This is a genomic window from Petropleomorpha daqingensis, from assembly GCF_013408985.1.
GTDB lineage: Bacteria > Actinomycetota > Actinomycetes > Mycobacteriales > Geodermatophilaceae > Petropleomorpha > Petropleomorpha daqingensis.
In genome coordinates this window covers 62,358-75,448 of sequence record NZ_JACBZT010000001.1, presented here as the reverse complement: position 1 = coordinate 75,448, position 13,091 = coordinate 62,358, and the positions used below count along the sequence as shown (strand labels likewise).

Annotated in this window: 14 protein-coding genes; 8 read left to right on the top strand and 6 right to left on the bottom strand. The window is 76.2% G+C overall.

The window, feature by feature from the left end:
• The first annotated feature begins 90 nt into the window (after positions 1–90).
• The 3 genes from GGQ55_RS00400 to GGQ55_RS00390 all read left to right on the top strand — a co-directional run bounded on the left by GGQ55_RS00400 (position 91) and on the right by GGQ55_RS00390 (position 1,761).
• Complete coding sequence (locus tag GGQ55_RS00400) at positions 91–480, top strand: hypothetical protein (RefSeq protein ID WP_179714594.1); 390 nt, start codon at positions 91–93, stop codon at positions 478–480.
• A 28-nt stretch (positions 481–508) separates the two neighbouring features.
• Positions 509–817 (top strand): YciI family protein, encoded by a 309-nt coding sequence (locus tag GGQ55_RS00395; protein ID WP_246323737.1) that lies wholly within the window; start codon positions 509–511, stop codon positions 815–817.
• Positions 818–885: 68 nt separating this feature from the next.
• On the top strand, positions 886–1,761 hold the full coding sequence (locus GGQ55_RS00390) for an SDR family NAD(P)-dependent oxidoreductase (protein ID WP_179714593.1): 876 nt from the start codon (positions 886–888) through the stop codon (positions 1,759–1,761).
• A 91-nt stretch (positions 1,762–1,852) separates the two neighbouring features.
• On the opposite strand, the gene GGQ55_RS00385 is transcribed toward GGQ55_RS00390, so the two are convergent.
• Positions 1,853–2,662 carry a DUF6597 domain-containing transcriptional factor gene (locus tag GGQ55_RS00385; protein WP_179714592.1) on the bottom strand — a complete coding sequence of 270 codons (810 nt, stop codon included), beginning with the start codon at positions 2,660–2,662 and terminating at the stop codon, positions 1,853–1,855.
• A 60-nt stretch (positions 2,663–2,722) separates the two neighbouring features.
• Here GGQ55_RS00385 and GGQ55_RS00380 point away from each other — a divergent pair, with 60 nt between their 5' ends.
• Entirely contained in the window at positions 2,723–3,331 is a 609-nt protein-coding gene (locus GGQ55_RS00380; RefSeq protein WP_179714591.1) for a TIGR03086 family metal-binding protein, read from the top strand.
• A gap of 200 nt (positions 3,332–3,531) precedes the next feature.
• Positions 3,532–4,890, top strand: a complete 1,359-nt coding sequence (locus GGQ55_RS00375) for an MFS transporter (RefSeq protein ID WP_179714590.1) — start codon at positions 3,532–3,534, stop codon at positions 4,888–4,890.
• A gap of 42 nt (positions 4,891–4,932) precedes the next feature.
• Here the strand turns inward: GGQ55_RS00375 and GGQ55_RS00370 are convergent, their stop codons facing one another.
• Positions 4,933–5,178, bottom strand: coding sequence for a hypothetical protein (locus tag GGQ55_RS00370; RefSeq protein ID WP_179714589.1), 246 nt, complete (start codon positions 5,176–5,178; stop codon positions 4,933–4,935).
• Between the two features lie 18 nt (positions 5,179–5,196).
• On the opposite strand from GGQ55_RS00370, the gene GGQ55_RS00365 reads away from it, so the two are divergent.
• Together GGQ55_RS00365 and GGQ55_RS00360 are read left to right on the top strand one after the other, a co-directional pair.
• Positions 5,197–5,835, top strand: coding sequence for a hypothetical protein (locus tag GGQ55_RS00365; RefSeq protein ID WP_366488476.1), 639 nt, complete (start codon positions 5,197–5,199; stop codon positions 5,833–5,835).
• 64 nt (positions 5,836–5,899) lie between these two features.
• Positions 5,900–6,409 (top strand): hypothetical protein, encoded by a 510-nt coding sequence (locus GGQ55_RS00360; RefSeq protein ID WP_179714588.1) that lies wholly within the window; start codon positions 5,900–5,902, stop codon positions 6,407–6,409.
• Here GGQ55_RS00360 and GGQ55_RS00355 read toward each other — a convergent pair.
• Positions 6,391–7,347: a helix-turn-helix domain-containing protein gene (locus tag GGQ55_RS00355; RefSeq protein WP_179714587.1), complete on the bottom strand. Its 957-nt coding sequence runs from the start codon at positions 7,345–7,347 to the stop codon at positions 6,391–6,393. The genes GGQ55_RS00360 and GGQ55_RS00355 overlap by 19 nt on opposite strands.
• A 188-nt stretch (positions 7,348–7,535) precedes the next feature.
• Between GGQ55_RS00355 and GGQ55_RS00350 the strand changes: the two genes are divergently transcribed.
• A complete protein-coding gene (locus GGQ55_RS00350) occupies positions 7,536–8,357 on the top strand; it encodes an alpha/beta fold hydrolase (protein WP_179714586.1) in 822 nt (273 codons plus the stop codon).
• A gap of 1 nt (position 8,358) precedes the next feature.
• Here GGQ55_RS00350 and GGQ55_RS00345 read toward each other — a convergent pair whose 3' ends face one another.
• From GGQ55_RS00345 to cydB, 3 genes are read right to left on the bottom strand one after another with little or no spacing between them, the layout of a single operon-like run.
• Positions 8,359–8,793, bottom strand: a complete 435-nt coding sequence (locus tag GGQ55_RS00345) for a YccF domain-containing protein (protein ID WP_366488473.1) — start codon at positions 8,791–8,793, stop codon at positions 8,359–8,361.
• 8 nt (positions 8,794–8,801) lie between these two features.
• Complete coding sequence (gene cydC / locus GGQ55_RS00340) at positions 8,802–12,098, bottom strand: thiol reductant ABC exporter subunit CydC (RefSeq protein ID WP_179714585.1); 3,297 nt, start codon at positions 12,096–12,098, stop codon at positions 8,802–8,804.
• Positions 12,095–13,090, bottom strand: a complete 996-nt coding sequence (cydB, locus tag GGQ55_RS00335) for a cytochrome d ubiquinol oxidase subunit II (protein ID WP_179714584.1) — start codon at positions 13,088–13,090, stop codon at positions 12,095–12,097. The genes cydC and cydB overlap by 4 nt, the downstream gene beginning before the upstream one ends.
• Position 13,091: the final 1 nt, after the last annotated feature.

Below are 13,091 nucleotides of genomic sequence, written 5' to 3'. Positions count from 1 at the left end.
GCGGGGGGTCGGTCGTGGGTTCCCCGTGCGCGACCTGCGAAAACGGCCTCCGTGTCGCCTGATCGGGGGATGCGGGGTAGGGCCGTCGCCATGACCGTGCTGCTGGTGGACGCCGCGAACGTCGTCGGCGCGCGGCCGGACGGCTGGTGGCGCGACCGCGCCGGTGCCACCGAGCGCCTGCTGACCCGCCTCGCCGTCCTGCCCGGGCGCACCGCGCCCGCGCCGGGCGGCGGGGAGCTGACGGTGCGCGAGGTGGTCGCCGTCGTCGAGGGGCAGGCGCGGGCCGCCGCGGCGCCCGACGGCGTGCGGGTGGTGCGCGCACCCGGCAGCGGGGACGACGCCCTGGCCGCGACAGCCGCGGAGCTCGCCGCCGGCGGGGAGGCCCTGCTGGTGGTCACCGCCGACCGCGGGCTGCGGGCGCGGCTCCCGGACGGCGTGCCCGTCGTGGGACCGGGCTGGCTGCTGGACCTGCTGGGCTGATGCCGGTGGCTGCTGCCAGCCTGTCGCCATGGGCATCGAGCTGACGGGTGTGCCGAGGTTCTACGTCCTGACGATGACGACGCGGTACCGGTCGTTCGCCGAGGTGCAGGCGTCGGCGCCGCAGGACCTCGCGGCGCACGTCGCGCGGTCCCGGGAGCTGCACGCGCAGGGCGTCCTGCTCATGGCCGGCGCCTTCCTGGGCGACGAGCCGCTGCGCACGATGGGCATCCTGGGCAGCGAGGAGGACGCGCGGGCGTTCGCCGAGGGCGACCCGTTCGTCCGCGCCGGGATGGTGGAGGAGTGGCGCGTCCGGCCGTGGGCGAATCTGTTCGCCTGACCGGGGCGTGAACCTGCGGGCGTCGGGTAGGTCGTGCACAACCCACCCGAGACCGAGGGAGTGCCCGCATGCCGCAGACCGTGCTCGTCACCGGCGCCTCGTCCGGCATCGGCCGTGCGACCGCCCGGCAGTTCGGCGAGCGCGGGGCGGTCGTCGTCCTGGTGGCCCGCGGACGCCCGGCGCTCGAGGAGGCCGCCGCGGAGGTGCGTGCCGCGGGCGCCGCCGAGGCCGTCGTCTGCCCGGCCGACGTCACCGACGAGGACGCGGTCCGGGCGGTGGTCCAGTCGACCGTCGCCCGATCCGGGCGGCTGGACGCCGTCGTGCACGCCGCGCAGGTGATGGCGTACGGCCGGATCGAGGAGGTGCCGGCGAAGGTCTACGAGGCGGTCGTCGACACCGCGATGCACGGGACGGCGAACGTGGCGCGGGCCGTGCTGCCGGTGTTCCGCCGCCAGGAGTCCGGCTCGCTGGTGGTGGTCAGCTCGCTGCTCGCGTCGGTCGCAGCCCCGCAGATGGGCAGCTACATCGCCGCCAAGTGGGGGCAGCTCGGCCTGGTCCGGGTGCTCCAGCAGGAGGTGCGCGACGCACCGGGCGTCTCGGTCACCGCCGTCGCACCCGGCGGGGTGAACACGCCGATCTACGTGCAGGGCGCCTCCTACATGGGCAGCACCGGCCGTCCGCCGCCGCCGGTGTACTCGCCGGAGCGGGTCGCGCGGAAGGTGATCGGCGCGGTGGACCGACCGCGGCGGCTCGTGCAGGCCGGCGTCCTCAACCCGCTGATCACCGCCGGGTTCCGGTTCCTGCCCGGGCTCTACGACCTGCTGGTGACGCCGCTGATGGACCTGGCCGCGACCGCCCGCGACTCGATCGGGCCGAAGGTCGGCAACGTCTTCGAGTCGCAGCCGGAGGGCAACGCCACCCACGGCCGCTGGCGCAGCATCTGAGTCGTGGCCGACCTGGCCGAGAAGGCACTCCGTGCCCGCGACACGGCGGGACACGCCGTCCCAGCGTGCACGGATCGCCTTCTCGGCAGCCTCAGCCGGTCTCTGTTCGGGCGTAGCGGGCGGGCGGTTCGCCGACCACGCGGGTGAAGTCGCGGACCAGGTGCGCCTGGTCGGCGTAGCCGAGCTCGGCGGCGAGCGCGGCCCAGTCGACCGGGCCCGCGGCGGCGCGGCCGGCCGCCTCGTGCAGCCGCGCCCACCGCACCAGCTCCTTCGGGCCGACGCCGATCCACTCGGCGCAGAAGCGCTGGAGGCTGCGCGGCGTCGTGGCCAGCCGGGCGGCGAGGTCCTCCACGCGGCGGATCCCCGGCTCGGCGTCCACCAGCCGCACCAGCTCGTCGGCCCGGTCGACCGCGGGATCCGGCGGCGGGCACAGCGGCGCGAGGACGTCGTCCACCAGTGCTGCCGCCGTCGCCGCGTCGGGCGCCTCCTGCGCCCGGGCCCGGACTTCTCCTGCGTCCAGCGCGACCAGCTCCGTCACCGGCACCTCCGTGTCGGCCAGCGCCGAGACCGGCCCGGACAGCCACGGCCGCGCGCCACCCGGCCGGAAGCGCACCCCCACGACCCGGCCGCGACCGGTCAGCTCGTAGCCGTTGGTCGAGCGGCGCAGCGGACCGGTGACCCGGGAGCGGTCCGGCTCGAACGACAGGTGCACCGAGGGGTTGGGCAGGATCCGCTGCACGTGCCGGCGGCCCTCGGGCAGATCCCACTCGACGGTCCAGAGGTAGGTGACGAACGGCGCCAGGGCTGGCGAGCACGGGTGCTGGGCGACGTCGAAGACCGCCTCGGTGGCGCGGGGGTGCACGATCCCGCGCCAGTTCCCGGTCGGCGGCAGGCGGCTCACCACGGCATTCTGTCGCGAATCTTCAAGACCGGCGCTCGCCCGCCCGGGTGGGCTGGGGGCATGACGAACACGACTGCGCACCGCGACGCCCCGTTGGTGCGGACCGCGGCGGAGCTGGCCGCGTCCGCCGTCGCCGCCATCGGCCCGGACCGCTGGTCGGCGCCCACCCCCTGCGCGGACTACGACCTGAAGACCCTCGTCGACCACCTCGCGTGGGGCGCCGCTCTCTCGCGGAGCGCCGCCGAGCGGACGCCGCTGGACCGCGACTGGAGCAAGCCCGAGCCCCCGCCCTACCTGGCCGGCCTCGAGCCCGCGCAGTGGGCGCCGGCGATCGAGAAGGAGCTGCTGGCGGCCGCCGACGCGTGGGCCGCACCCGGCGCCTGGGACGGCGACACGGTCATGGGCACCACGTCCATGCCGGCGTCGGTGGTCGGGCCGATGATGCTCGCGGAGTTCGCCGTCCACGGGTGGGACGTCGCCCGGTCCGTGGGCGCGCGCTACGAGGTGCCCGACGACGTCGGCTCCGTCGTCCTCGCCGCGGTCGAGGGCATGGCCCAGATGGGCCGCGACGGCGGCTGGTACGGCCCCGAGGTCCCGGTGCCGGCCGACGCCCCGGCCTTCGACCGCGCCCTCGGGCTCGCGGGACGCGATCCCGCGCGGACGTCGTAGACGACTCGAGACCGCCCGCACAGGAGCCGTTCCCCGTGAGCAGGGGAGCGGCTCCTGTGACGCGACCGTGGTTCGAGTCACGGGAAGTTCACCGGTCGGGGACGTGAAGCGACACAGGACCTGGGGCACCGTGGAGACAACGGGTGCCCGAGGTCGTGTGCTCTGCCCTTTGCCCCCTCGCCCTCCCCGAGAGAACTCCCATGACGACTCCTTCCTTGCTGACACGCGCCCGCGAACCGGTCGCCGGGCTGGTCCGCGCGACCGCGCAGAAGGCGCCGCAGCCCTCCGTGCAGCGGCTGCGGGCCGCGGTGACCGTGCTGTTCGTGCTGGACGGCGCGGTGTTCGGCAGCTGGGCCTCCCGCGTGCCCGACGTGGCCGCCCAGGTCGGCGCCTCGCACAGCACGCTCGGCGTCGCCCTGCTGTGCCTGTCGTCGGGCGCGCTGGTCTCCATGCGCGTCACCGGCGCCTGGTGCGCCCGGTTCGGTGCCGGTCGGGTGGCCGCCGTCGCCGCGGTCGCCGTCTCCGCCGGAGCGATCCTGCCCGGCCTGGTGTCGAGCCTCCCCGCTCTCTGCTTCTCGCTGTTCCTGTTCGGCGCGGCCACCGGCATGGTCAACGTCGCCGCGAACTCGGTCGGCGTCGAGGTCGAGGACCAGGTGGGCCGGCCGATTCTGTCCGGGCTGCACGCCGGCTTCAGCCTCGGCGGGCTCGGCGGCGCGCTGCTGGGCGGCGCCGTGTCCGCGGTCCTCGGGGTGAGCGCGCACCTCGCGCTGGTCGCCGCCGCGGGTCTGTTCGTCAGCGCCTGGGCCCTGCCGACCCTGGTGGGTGCCCGGCGGCACGTGCCCCGGCCGCGGACCGGCGACCGCACCGACGGACCGACCCGGCGGTCCACCGCGGTTCTCGTCGTCCTCGGTGCGATCGCCGGCTGCACCGCATTCGGGGAGGGCGCGCTCACCGACTGGGGCGCCCTGCTGCTGCGCGAGCAGCTCGCCGCGCCGGCCACCGTCGCGGCGGCGGGTTACGCCGGGTTCTCCCTCGCCATGGCGGTCGGGCGGCTGGTCGGCGGCCGGCTGCTGCAGGCGATGGGGGAGCGGCGGCTGCTGGTCGGCGGCACGGTGCTGGCCGCCGTCGGCGCGCTCGCGGCGGTGACGACGTCGTCCCTCGGCGTCGCCCTGGGTGGGTTCGTGCTCGTCGGGCTGGGCCTGGCCAACGTCTTCCCGCTGGCGATCGGCCGCGCGGGCCTGCTCGGCGGCGCGAAGGGCATCGCCCTGGCCACCACGGTGGGCTACACGGGCCTGCTCGGCGGTCCGCCGGCGATCGGGCTGCTCGCGCAGACCGCGGGCCTGCCGGTCGCGGTCGGTTCCGTGGCGCTGATGGCGCTGGTCGCCGGTTTCCTCGTGCTCACCATCTCCGGCCGGCGGGTGCGGGTCCCGCGGCTGCGGACCCTGCTCGACCGCGCCGTGGCCGGTGTCGGCCGCCTGCAGCCGATGGTGTCCGGCTTCGGGCACGGCACCGGCGTCTACGTGCGCGAGCTGACCGCGCTCGTCCCCGACAGCGACTAGGTGGAGTGCCACGGGCGCGGGATCCGCGCCGTGGCACTCCGCTCAGGGACGGCGGAGGACCCGCGCGAGGCGGTGGGTGCGCCCGGCGGTGAGCTCCGCGGCGGTCGGCGCCGCGGGTTCCGGAGCCGGGTCGGGCACGGCCTCGAGCGCCTCGTGGCGTTCGTGCAACCGGGCCCGGACGTCGTCGGGCGTGTAGGCGCGCCGCTGCCGCTCGTTGCGGGCCAGGACGGCGCCGGTGGCCGCCACCCCGGCGAGCCCGGCCAGTCCCAGCACCTTCCAGACGCGCATGATCACTAACCTAGCGCCGTGTCCCGTTCCCGTGCGCTGCCGCTGGACGAGGCGGTCGAGCTGACCCGCACCGGTGACGTCTGGGTCTTCCGCGGCGGCTCGGCGGCCGACCGGGTCATCCAGACGGTCACCAACGCGCCGGTCAACCACGTCGGCATGGCCGTCGTCCTGGAGGACCTGCCGCCGCTGCTCTGGCACGCCGAGCTCGGCAAGTCGCTGCCCGACGCGTGGACCGGCGACCACCACCGCGGCGTGCAGCTGCACGACCTGCGCGACGCCGTCCTCACCTGGCGCCGGCGCTACGGCCAGCGCGCCTGGCTGCGCCAGCTGGTCGGCCCGGCCGACGACGGCGGGGTTCCCCCAGAGATGGAGGACGCCGTCCTGCGGACCATCGCCCGGCTCGACGGCAAGCCGTTCCCGACCACCCGCGGCCTGGCCACCGGCTGGGTGAACGGGCGGCTGCGGCGCGGCACGGCGAGCGAGACCGTCTACTGCGCCGAGCTGGTCGCCGCCACGTACACCGCGATGGGCCTGCTGCCGGCCGAGCGGCCGCGCAACTGGTACGACCCGGGCAGCTTCTGGTCCGGCGACGACCTCGAGCTGCTGCAGGACGCGACGCTCGGCACCGAGATCCCGGTCGACGTCCCCGCGGAGTAACCCCTTTCGGGGGAAACCGTCCGGTTCCGCTGAAAGCCACCCGTGCGGGACCGAGAACGTCCTCATGTCTTTCCCACTCGTGCCCGAGGTCGCGTCGTCGGTCGACGCCGTCCTCTCCGGCGAGCCGTTCGCCGAGGACAGCCTGCTGCCGGGGCCGGCGGCGCTGCTGGACCGGCTCGACGGTGCGCTGGCCGTCGTCGACGAACAGCCGGTGACGCTCGCCGTGATCGGCCTGCTGCGCCGCGACGACGGCTGGCCGACCTCGCCCGCCGTGCTCGCGACCGTGACCGCGCTGCTGGCCGGTGGCCTGCGCGCCGACGACTGGCTGGCCCGTGAGGGCGCCGCGGAGTTCGCGGTGCTCGTCGACGGCGACGTGGATGCCGCCGAGGTCGCCGTCCGCCGCCTGGTCGGCGCGGTCGGAGGCGTCATCACGGGCATCGCCGCGGCCGCCGGGGTCGTCGCTCTGGAGCGGGGGCTGGACGCGGCGGAGGTCCGCCGGCGGGCGCTGCTGTGCCTGGCCGCGGCGCGCACCCAGGGCAGCGGGGTGCTCGTCCGCTACCGCGGCACCCGCTGACCCGCTTCCCGGCGCCACTCCCGCGGAGTCATCCCGTACGCCTCACGGAATCGACGGCTGAAGTGTGACGGGTCGGCGAACCCCCAGCGGCGGGCCACGAGGGCGATCGACCGGTGCCGGCCGGCCGGGTCGGCCAGGTCGGCGGAGGCGCCGGCCAGCCGCTGCTCGATGATCGACTGCTCCAGGCTCAGGCCGGCGTCCCGGCAGAGCCGGTAGAGGGAGCGCACGGAGACGGCATGCGCGCGGGCGATCCGTTCGGGCGAGAGGTCCGGATCGTCGAGATGTGCGCGGACGTAAGCGCGCACCCGCACCAGCAGGGTGTCGGCCGCCGCAGCCCGGTCCTCGACCGTGGAGGCCAGCAGCGCCCGGACCAGAGCGATCGTCGCGTCGGCGAGCGCCGCCGCTCCCGGGTCGGTCTCCCACCGTTCGGCGTTGCGCGTCACGGCGTCCACGTGCGCCCCGACCAGCGCGTACAGGGGGCTGCGCCAGATCAGCGGTGCAGCCGCACGGATGGTGTCGACGGACATGCCCAGACGGCGGATCGGGACGTGCACCGCACGGCCGGCACCGGCGCCGTGCCATCGGTACTCGTAGGGCGCGGTGAGCTCGGTGATCGCCAGCGCGCCGGCCGGAACGGCGCGCTGGCCTCCGAACTGCGCATGCAGGCCGGTGCCGCGCTCCTGCACCGAGACGGACAGGATCTCGTCCTCCCCCGACCGCAGCAGCCGCTGCGGGCGCACCAGCGACAGGCCGCCGGACACCTCGGAACGCAGCACCGGCAGCCCACCGAGGTCCCAGGCGTCCAGCCGGGCGGTCCACGGCCGGTCGATCTCGTGGACCCGCACGGTGGAGGGCATCGTCGCCTCGGCCATCGCCGCGGTGAACGCCGGGCGGCGGTCGAGGGCCGGGAGGGCGGCGGTGTCGAGCAGCGTGACCACGGGGCCTCCTCGGAGGACGGAGGGCGACGCTGCCTTCGGTAGCGACGATCGTGGTGGGACCGCTCCTGCGCTGTAAAGAGGCAGCCACGAGCAGGCACCTGGCAGGCAGGGACCAGAACATCCGCCGGGCCGCCCCTAGCGTCGGCGTCCGGAACCGGTAGCGGCCGCAACTGCCAGAGGAGCCAGCCATGCCCTTCGTTCCCGCACGGGACGGCGTCGAGATCTTCTACAAGGACTGGGGGAGCGGACGCCCGGTCGTCTTCAGCCACGGCTGGCCGCTGAACGCCGATGCGTGGGACACGCAGCTGCAGGCGGTCGCCGCCGCCGGCTACCGAGGGGTCGCGCACGACCGGCGGGGCCACGGCCGGTCGACGCAGACGTCCACCGGCAACGACATGGACACCTACGCCGACGACCTCGCCGCGGTCATCGAGGCCCTCGACCTGCACGACGCGACCCTGGTCGGGCACTCCACCGGCGGGGGCGAGGTGGTCCGGTACCTCAGCCGGCACGGGGCAGACCGGGTCCGGTCCGCCGTCCTGCTGAGCGCCGTCCCGCCCCTGAGGCTGCGGACCGAGGACAACCCGGAGGCGCTCCCGATCGAGGTGTTCGACGAGCTCCGGGCCGGCGTGGCGGGTGACCGCTCCCAGTTCTACAAGGACCTCGCCGTGCCGTTCTACGGCGCCAACCGGGACGGCGCCACCGTCTCCCAAGGGGCGAAGGACGCGTTCTGGCTGTGGTCCATGCAGGCCGGTGTCGTCCCCTCGTACGACTGCATCAAGGCGTTCTCGGAGACCGACTTCACCGACGACCTCGCCAAGATCGACATCCCGGTCCTCGTGGCGCACGGGAACGACGACCAGATCGTGCCGTTCGCCTCAGCGGCCCCGAGGACGGCCGAGCAGCTGTCGCAGGGCCGGCTCAAGGTCTACCCGGGCGCTCCGCACGGCCTGACCGGCGCCCACGACAAGGAGTTCACCCAGGACCTGCTGGCCTTCCTGGGCGAGTGACTCACCGCGCCGGCGCCGCCACGGTGGCGCCGGCGTGGACGTAGGACACCGGTGCGTCGCTGTGGACGACCTGCTTGCCGAGCGGGAACAGCCCGACGAGGGCGAGCTTGAACAGCGCGAGGCCGAACGGGATGCCGATGATCGTCACGCAGTAGGCGATGCCGGCCACGATGTGCAGCAGCGACAGCCACCAGCCGATCAGCAGGAACCACAGCACGTTGCCCAGCGCCGACCCGACCCCGGCGCCGGGGGTCGACACCGTCGTCCGCCCGAACGGCAGCGCGGCGAAGCCGGCCAGCCGGAAGCAGGCGATGCCGAACGGGATCGTGACGATCAGCAGGCAGGCGAGCAGCCCGGCCAGCAGATAGGCCAGGGCCAGCAGCCAGCCGTGCAGCACGAACCAGATCGCATTCAGGATCAGCCGGACTCCGTCCACGCCTGATCTCACGCGCCGGGGCGTCGTCCCGTTCCCGCCAGGCCGGCGTGCGCGCCGAGCCGGATCTCGGCGTCGCCCGGACCAGCCACGTCGTCGTCGTGCGTGACGCAGACCACCACGCGGCCGGCGAGCGCGCGGCGCAGATCGCGCACCAGCGCGGCCGCCGTCGGCGGGTCCAGGTGCGCGGTCGGCTCGTCGAGGAGGACGACGTCGCGGTCGGCCAGCAGCGCGCGGGCCGCGGCCAGCCGCCGCCGCTCGCCGCCCGACAGCGCGGTGCCGCCCGCGCCGACCTGGGTGTCGAGGCCGTCGGGAAGGCCGACGAGCAGGTCGCCGAGGCCGCTCGCGGTCAGCGCGGCCCGCATCCGCGCCTCGCCGTCCGGCCCGGCCAGCCCGCCGCGCGGGGCGGCCACGGCCAGGTTGGCCCGGATGCTCGAGGCGAACACGTGCGACTCCTGCGGCAGCCACGCCATGCGGGCCCGCAGGTCGTCGCCGGCGATCCGCGCCGTGTCGACGTCCCCAAGCGCGTAGTCCCCGGCCCGCGGCCGCAGCGCCGCCATGAGGACGGCCAGGAACGTCGACTTGCCCGCGCCGGACGGGCCGCGCACGACCAGCCAGCCGTCGGTCCCGGCGTCGGCGTCGAGGTGGGCCAGGACGTCGGGGCCGCCGGGCCACCCGGCCGCGAGGTCGCGCACGGCCAGCTCGGTGACGGTGCGCGGCGCCGGCACCGGGTCGGCCGGGTCGGCCGGCACCGGGGCGGTGAGGACGGCGTCGAGCCGGGTGCGCGCGTCGGCCAGGGCGCCGCGCCGCTGCAGGGCCGAGACGACCCCCGCCAGCGGCTCGGTGAGCGCGAGCGGCGCGAGGGCCAGGACGGCGACCCCAGGCCCGTCCAGCGTGCCCGCGGCACCGATCGCGGCGGCGACCACCGCGGCCAGTCCGGTGCCGAGCACGACGAGGCCGTTGCCGACCGCGGCGGCCCGGGCACCGACCCGCTGCGCGGACCCCTGCCGGTCGGCGAGCGCGGCGAGGTCCTCCGCTGTCCGGGCGGCCAGGCCGTGCGCCCGCAGGTCGCCGGCGCCCTCGAGCACGGTGGCGGTCTCCTGCAGCGCGGCCACCCGAAGGGCGCCGTCCCGGCGTGCGGCGCCGGCGTCCACCCGCCGGTGGGCGAGCACGACGAGCCCGACGGTCGACGCCAGGACGACGGCGATCCCCGCCGCGGCCCACGGGTCGAGCAGCGCCAGGGCGGCGACGGTGCCGGTGAGCACGCTGGCCGCGACGAGCAGCGGCGGCCGGACCCGCACCGAGAGGTCCTGCACCAGGCCGACGTCCCCGACCACCCGCGCCAGAGCGGCGCCCGGCGTGCGGTCGGCGGCGAGCCCCTGCGCGGCCAGCGCCCGCCAGACCCGGACCCGGGTGTCCGCGGCCTCCCGCAGGGCGGCGTCGTGCGCGGTCATCCGCTCCACCCAGCGCAGACCGGCCCGGCCGACGCTGAACGCGCGGACGCCGACGATGGCCACCAGCAGCGTGAGGATCGGCGGCATCTGCGCGGCCCGCACGATCAGCCACCCGGACAGCGCGGTCAGCGCGACGCCGGCGCCCGAGGACAGCGCCCCGGCCACGACCGCCCGCGCCATCGCCCGCCGCTTCGGAGGCTCAGCGCGCAGGTTTTCTGCGCTCTGAGCCTCCGCAACGGTGCCGCGGACGGCAGGAGTCGCGACTTCTGCCGGCATGGTCGGCAGCGTCACGGTGCGGTCGGCGAGCGCGGCGAGCGCCGGGTCGTGGGTGACCAGCACCGTCGTCACCGTGCCGCGCAGGTCGGCGAGCACCCGGGCCACGGTCGCCGCGGCGGCGTCGTCCAGGTGCGCGGTCGGCTCGTCGAGCAGCAGCAGCCGCGCGCCGCGGCGGATCCGCACCAGCGCGCGGGCCAGCGCGATCCGCTGCAGCTCACCGGGGGAGAGGCTCGTGCACGCCCGATCGGCCAGCGCCGACGCGCCCACCCGCGCCAGGACCACAGCGAGGTCGTCGGGGTCGGCGCCGTGCCGCCGCAGCTCGTCGGCCACGGTCGCCCCGGTGGTCCGCGGGTGCTGCGGCACGGAGGCCACGGCGCCGAGCCCGCTGACCTCCCCGGAGACGAGCGCAGAGGGCGGCAGCAGCCCGGCCAGGACGGCGAGCAGCGTCGACTTGCCCGATCCGCTGGCGCCGCGCAGGGCGACCAGCTCCCCGGGCCGGACGGCGAGGTCGACCGGCGGCAGCGCGGCCCGCGACCGTCCCGGGTAGCGCACCGAGAGGCCGGAGACGGCCACGTCGGCCCCGCGCGGGTCGTCGTCCGGACCGCCGCGCACCACCGACGGCACCGCCGGCGCGGCCAGCACCGCGCGCGCCTCGGCGGCCGCGAGCGACGCCGCCTCGTTCGCGTGGTGCGCCGCACCCACCGCGCGCAGCGGGGCGAACGCCTCCGGCGCGAGCAGCAGCGCGGTCAGCCCGACGGCCAGCGTCATCTCACCGTGCACCAGCCGCAGGCCGACGGTGACCGCGACCAGCGCGACCGACAGCGTGGCGATCAGCTCGAGCACCAGCGCCGAGAGGAACGCGATCCGCAGCGTGGCCAGCGTCTTCCGCCGCGAGGCCTCGCCCAGCGAGGCGAGCGCGGCGGCCTGGTCGGCGGCACGGCCGAGGCCGACCAGCACCGGCAGGCCGCGGACCAGCTCGGCGACGTGCCCGGCGATCCGGTCCAGCGCGCGGGCGGCGGACGTCGTCCCGTCCCGGGTGTGCTTGCCGACCAGCACCATGAACAGCGGCACCAGCGGCAGGGTCGCGGCGACCAGCACCGCCGAGAGCAGGTCGAGCCGGGCCAGCACCAGCAGCAGCACCGGCGGGACGACGACGGTCTGCGCGAACGCCGGCAGGAACGTGGCCAGCCCCGGGCCGAGGTCGGCCAGCCGGGTGGTGGCCAGGACGGCGGCCGGACCGGGACCGCCCGCCGCCTCGACCGCGGCCGGCGAGCCGGCCAGCCGGGCGACCAGCGACCGGCGCAGCGCGTCCTCGGCCCGGCGGGCGTCGCGGGCGGCCAGCGCCTCGCCGACGGTTCCCGCGATCGACCGCAGCGCGACCCCGGCCACGGCGACCGCCAGAGGGACCGAGGCGGGGCCAGGAGCAAGATCCGCGATCCGGGCGAGCGCCGTCGCCAGCCCGCCGGCCAGCAGCACGAGCCCCACCGTCGAGGCCAGGGCGGCGAACGCGGACCGCACCAGGGCGCCGCGCAGTCCCGGGACGCCGGTCAGCGCCCCGAGCGGTCCCCGCGAGCTCATGCGTGCACCGGCTCGGCGGACAGCCGCTTGCGGAACACCCAGTACGTCCAGGCCTGGTAGGCGAGCACGACCGGCAGCCCGACGCCGGCGACCCAGGTCATCACGGTGAGCGTGTAGTCGCTGACCGAGGCCTGGCCGACGGTGAGGTCGAACGCCGGGTCGACCGTCGAGGGGATGACCACCGGGTACGCCGCGCCGAAGAGCGTCGCGGCCGAGGCGACCAGCACGAGCGCCCAGCCGGCGAAGGCCTGCCCCTCGCGGTCGACCCTGATCCGCGTCCACGTGAGGAGCACGGCCAGCGCGGCCACGACCCACAGCACCGCGGTGACCGCCGTCCCCTCGCGCAGCTGCACCAGACCCGCCCATGCGAGCAGCGGCAGCGCCGCGACCGGCGACCAGCGCAGCGCGAACGCCCGCGCCCGCAGCCGCACCGGCCCGTCGGACTTCAGCGCGAGGAACAGCGCGCCGTGCACGAGGGCGAACCCGGCGACCGCGACCGCGCCGAGCAGCGCCGGCCAGCCGAGGCCCGAGAACGCGCCGCCGACCCGCTCGCCGTCCGCGCCGATGGGCAGTCCCAGGGTCGTCGCCCCCAGCGCCGCGCCGACCCCGAGCCCCGCGACCAGCGAGCCGCCGGTGATGACGTTCGTCCAGGCCGTGTCCCAGCGCTCCTCCGAGCGGGAGTGCCGCCACTCGAACGCCACCGCCCGCACGATCAGCCCGAGCAGCACCAGCACGAACGGCAGGTACAGCGCCGGCAGCCAGGTGGCGTACCAGCCGGGGAAGGCCGCGAAGATCGCGCCGGCCGCGGTGATCAGCCACACCTCGTTGCCGTCCCAGAGCGGGCCGATGGTGCGCAGCATCAGGTGCTTCTCGGAGCGGGTGCGCCCGAGCACCGGCAGCAGCGCGGCCACGCCGAGATCGAAGCCCTCGAGGAGGAGGAAGCCGGTCCACAGCACGGCGACGGCGGCGAACCAGATCGTCTGGAGATCCACG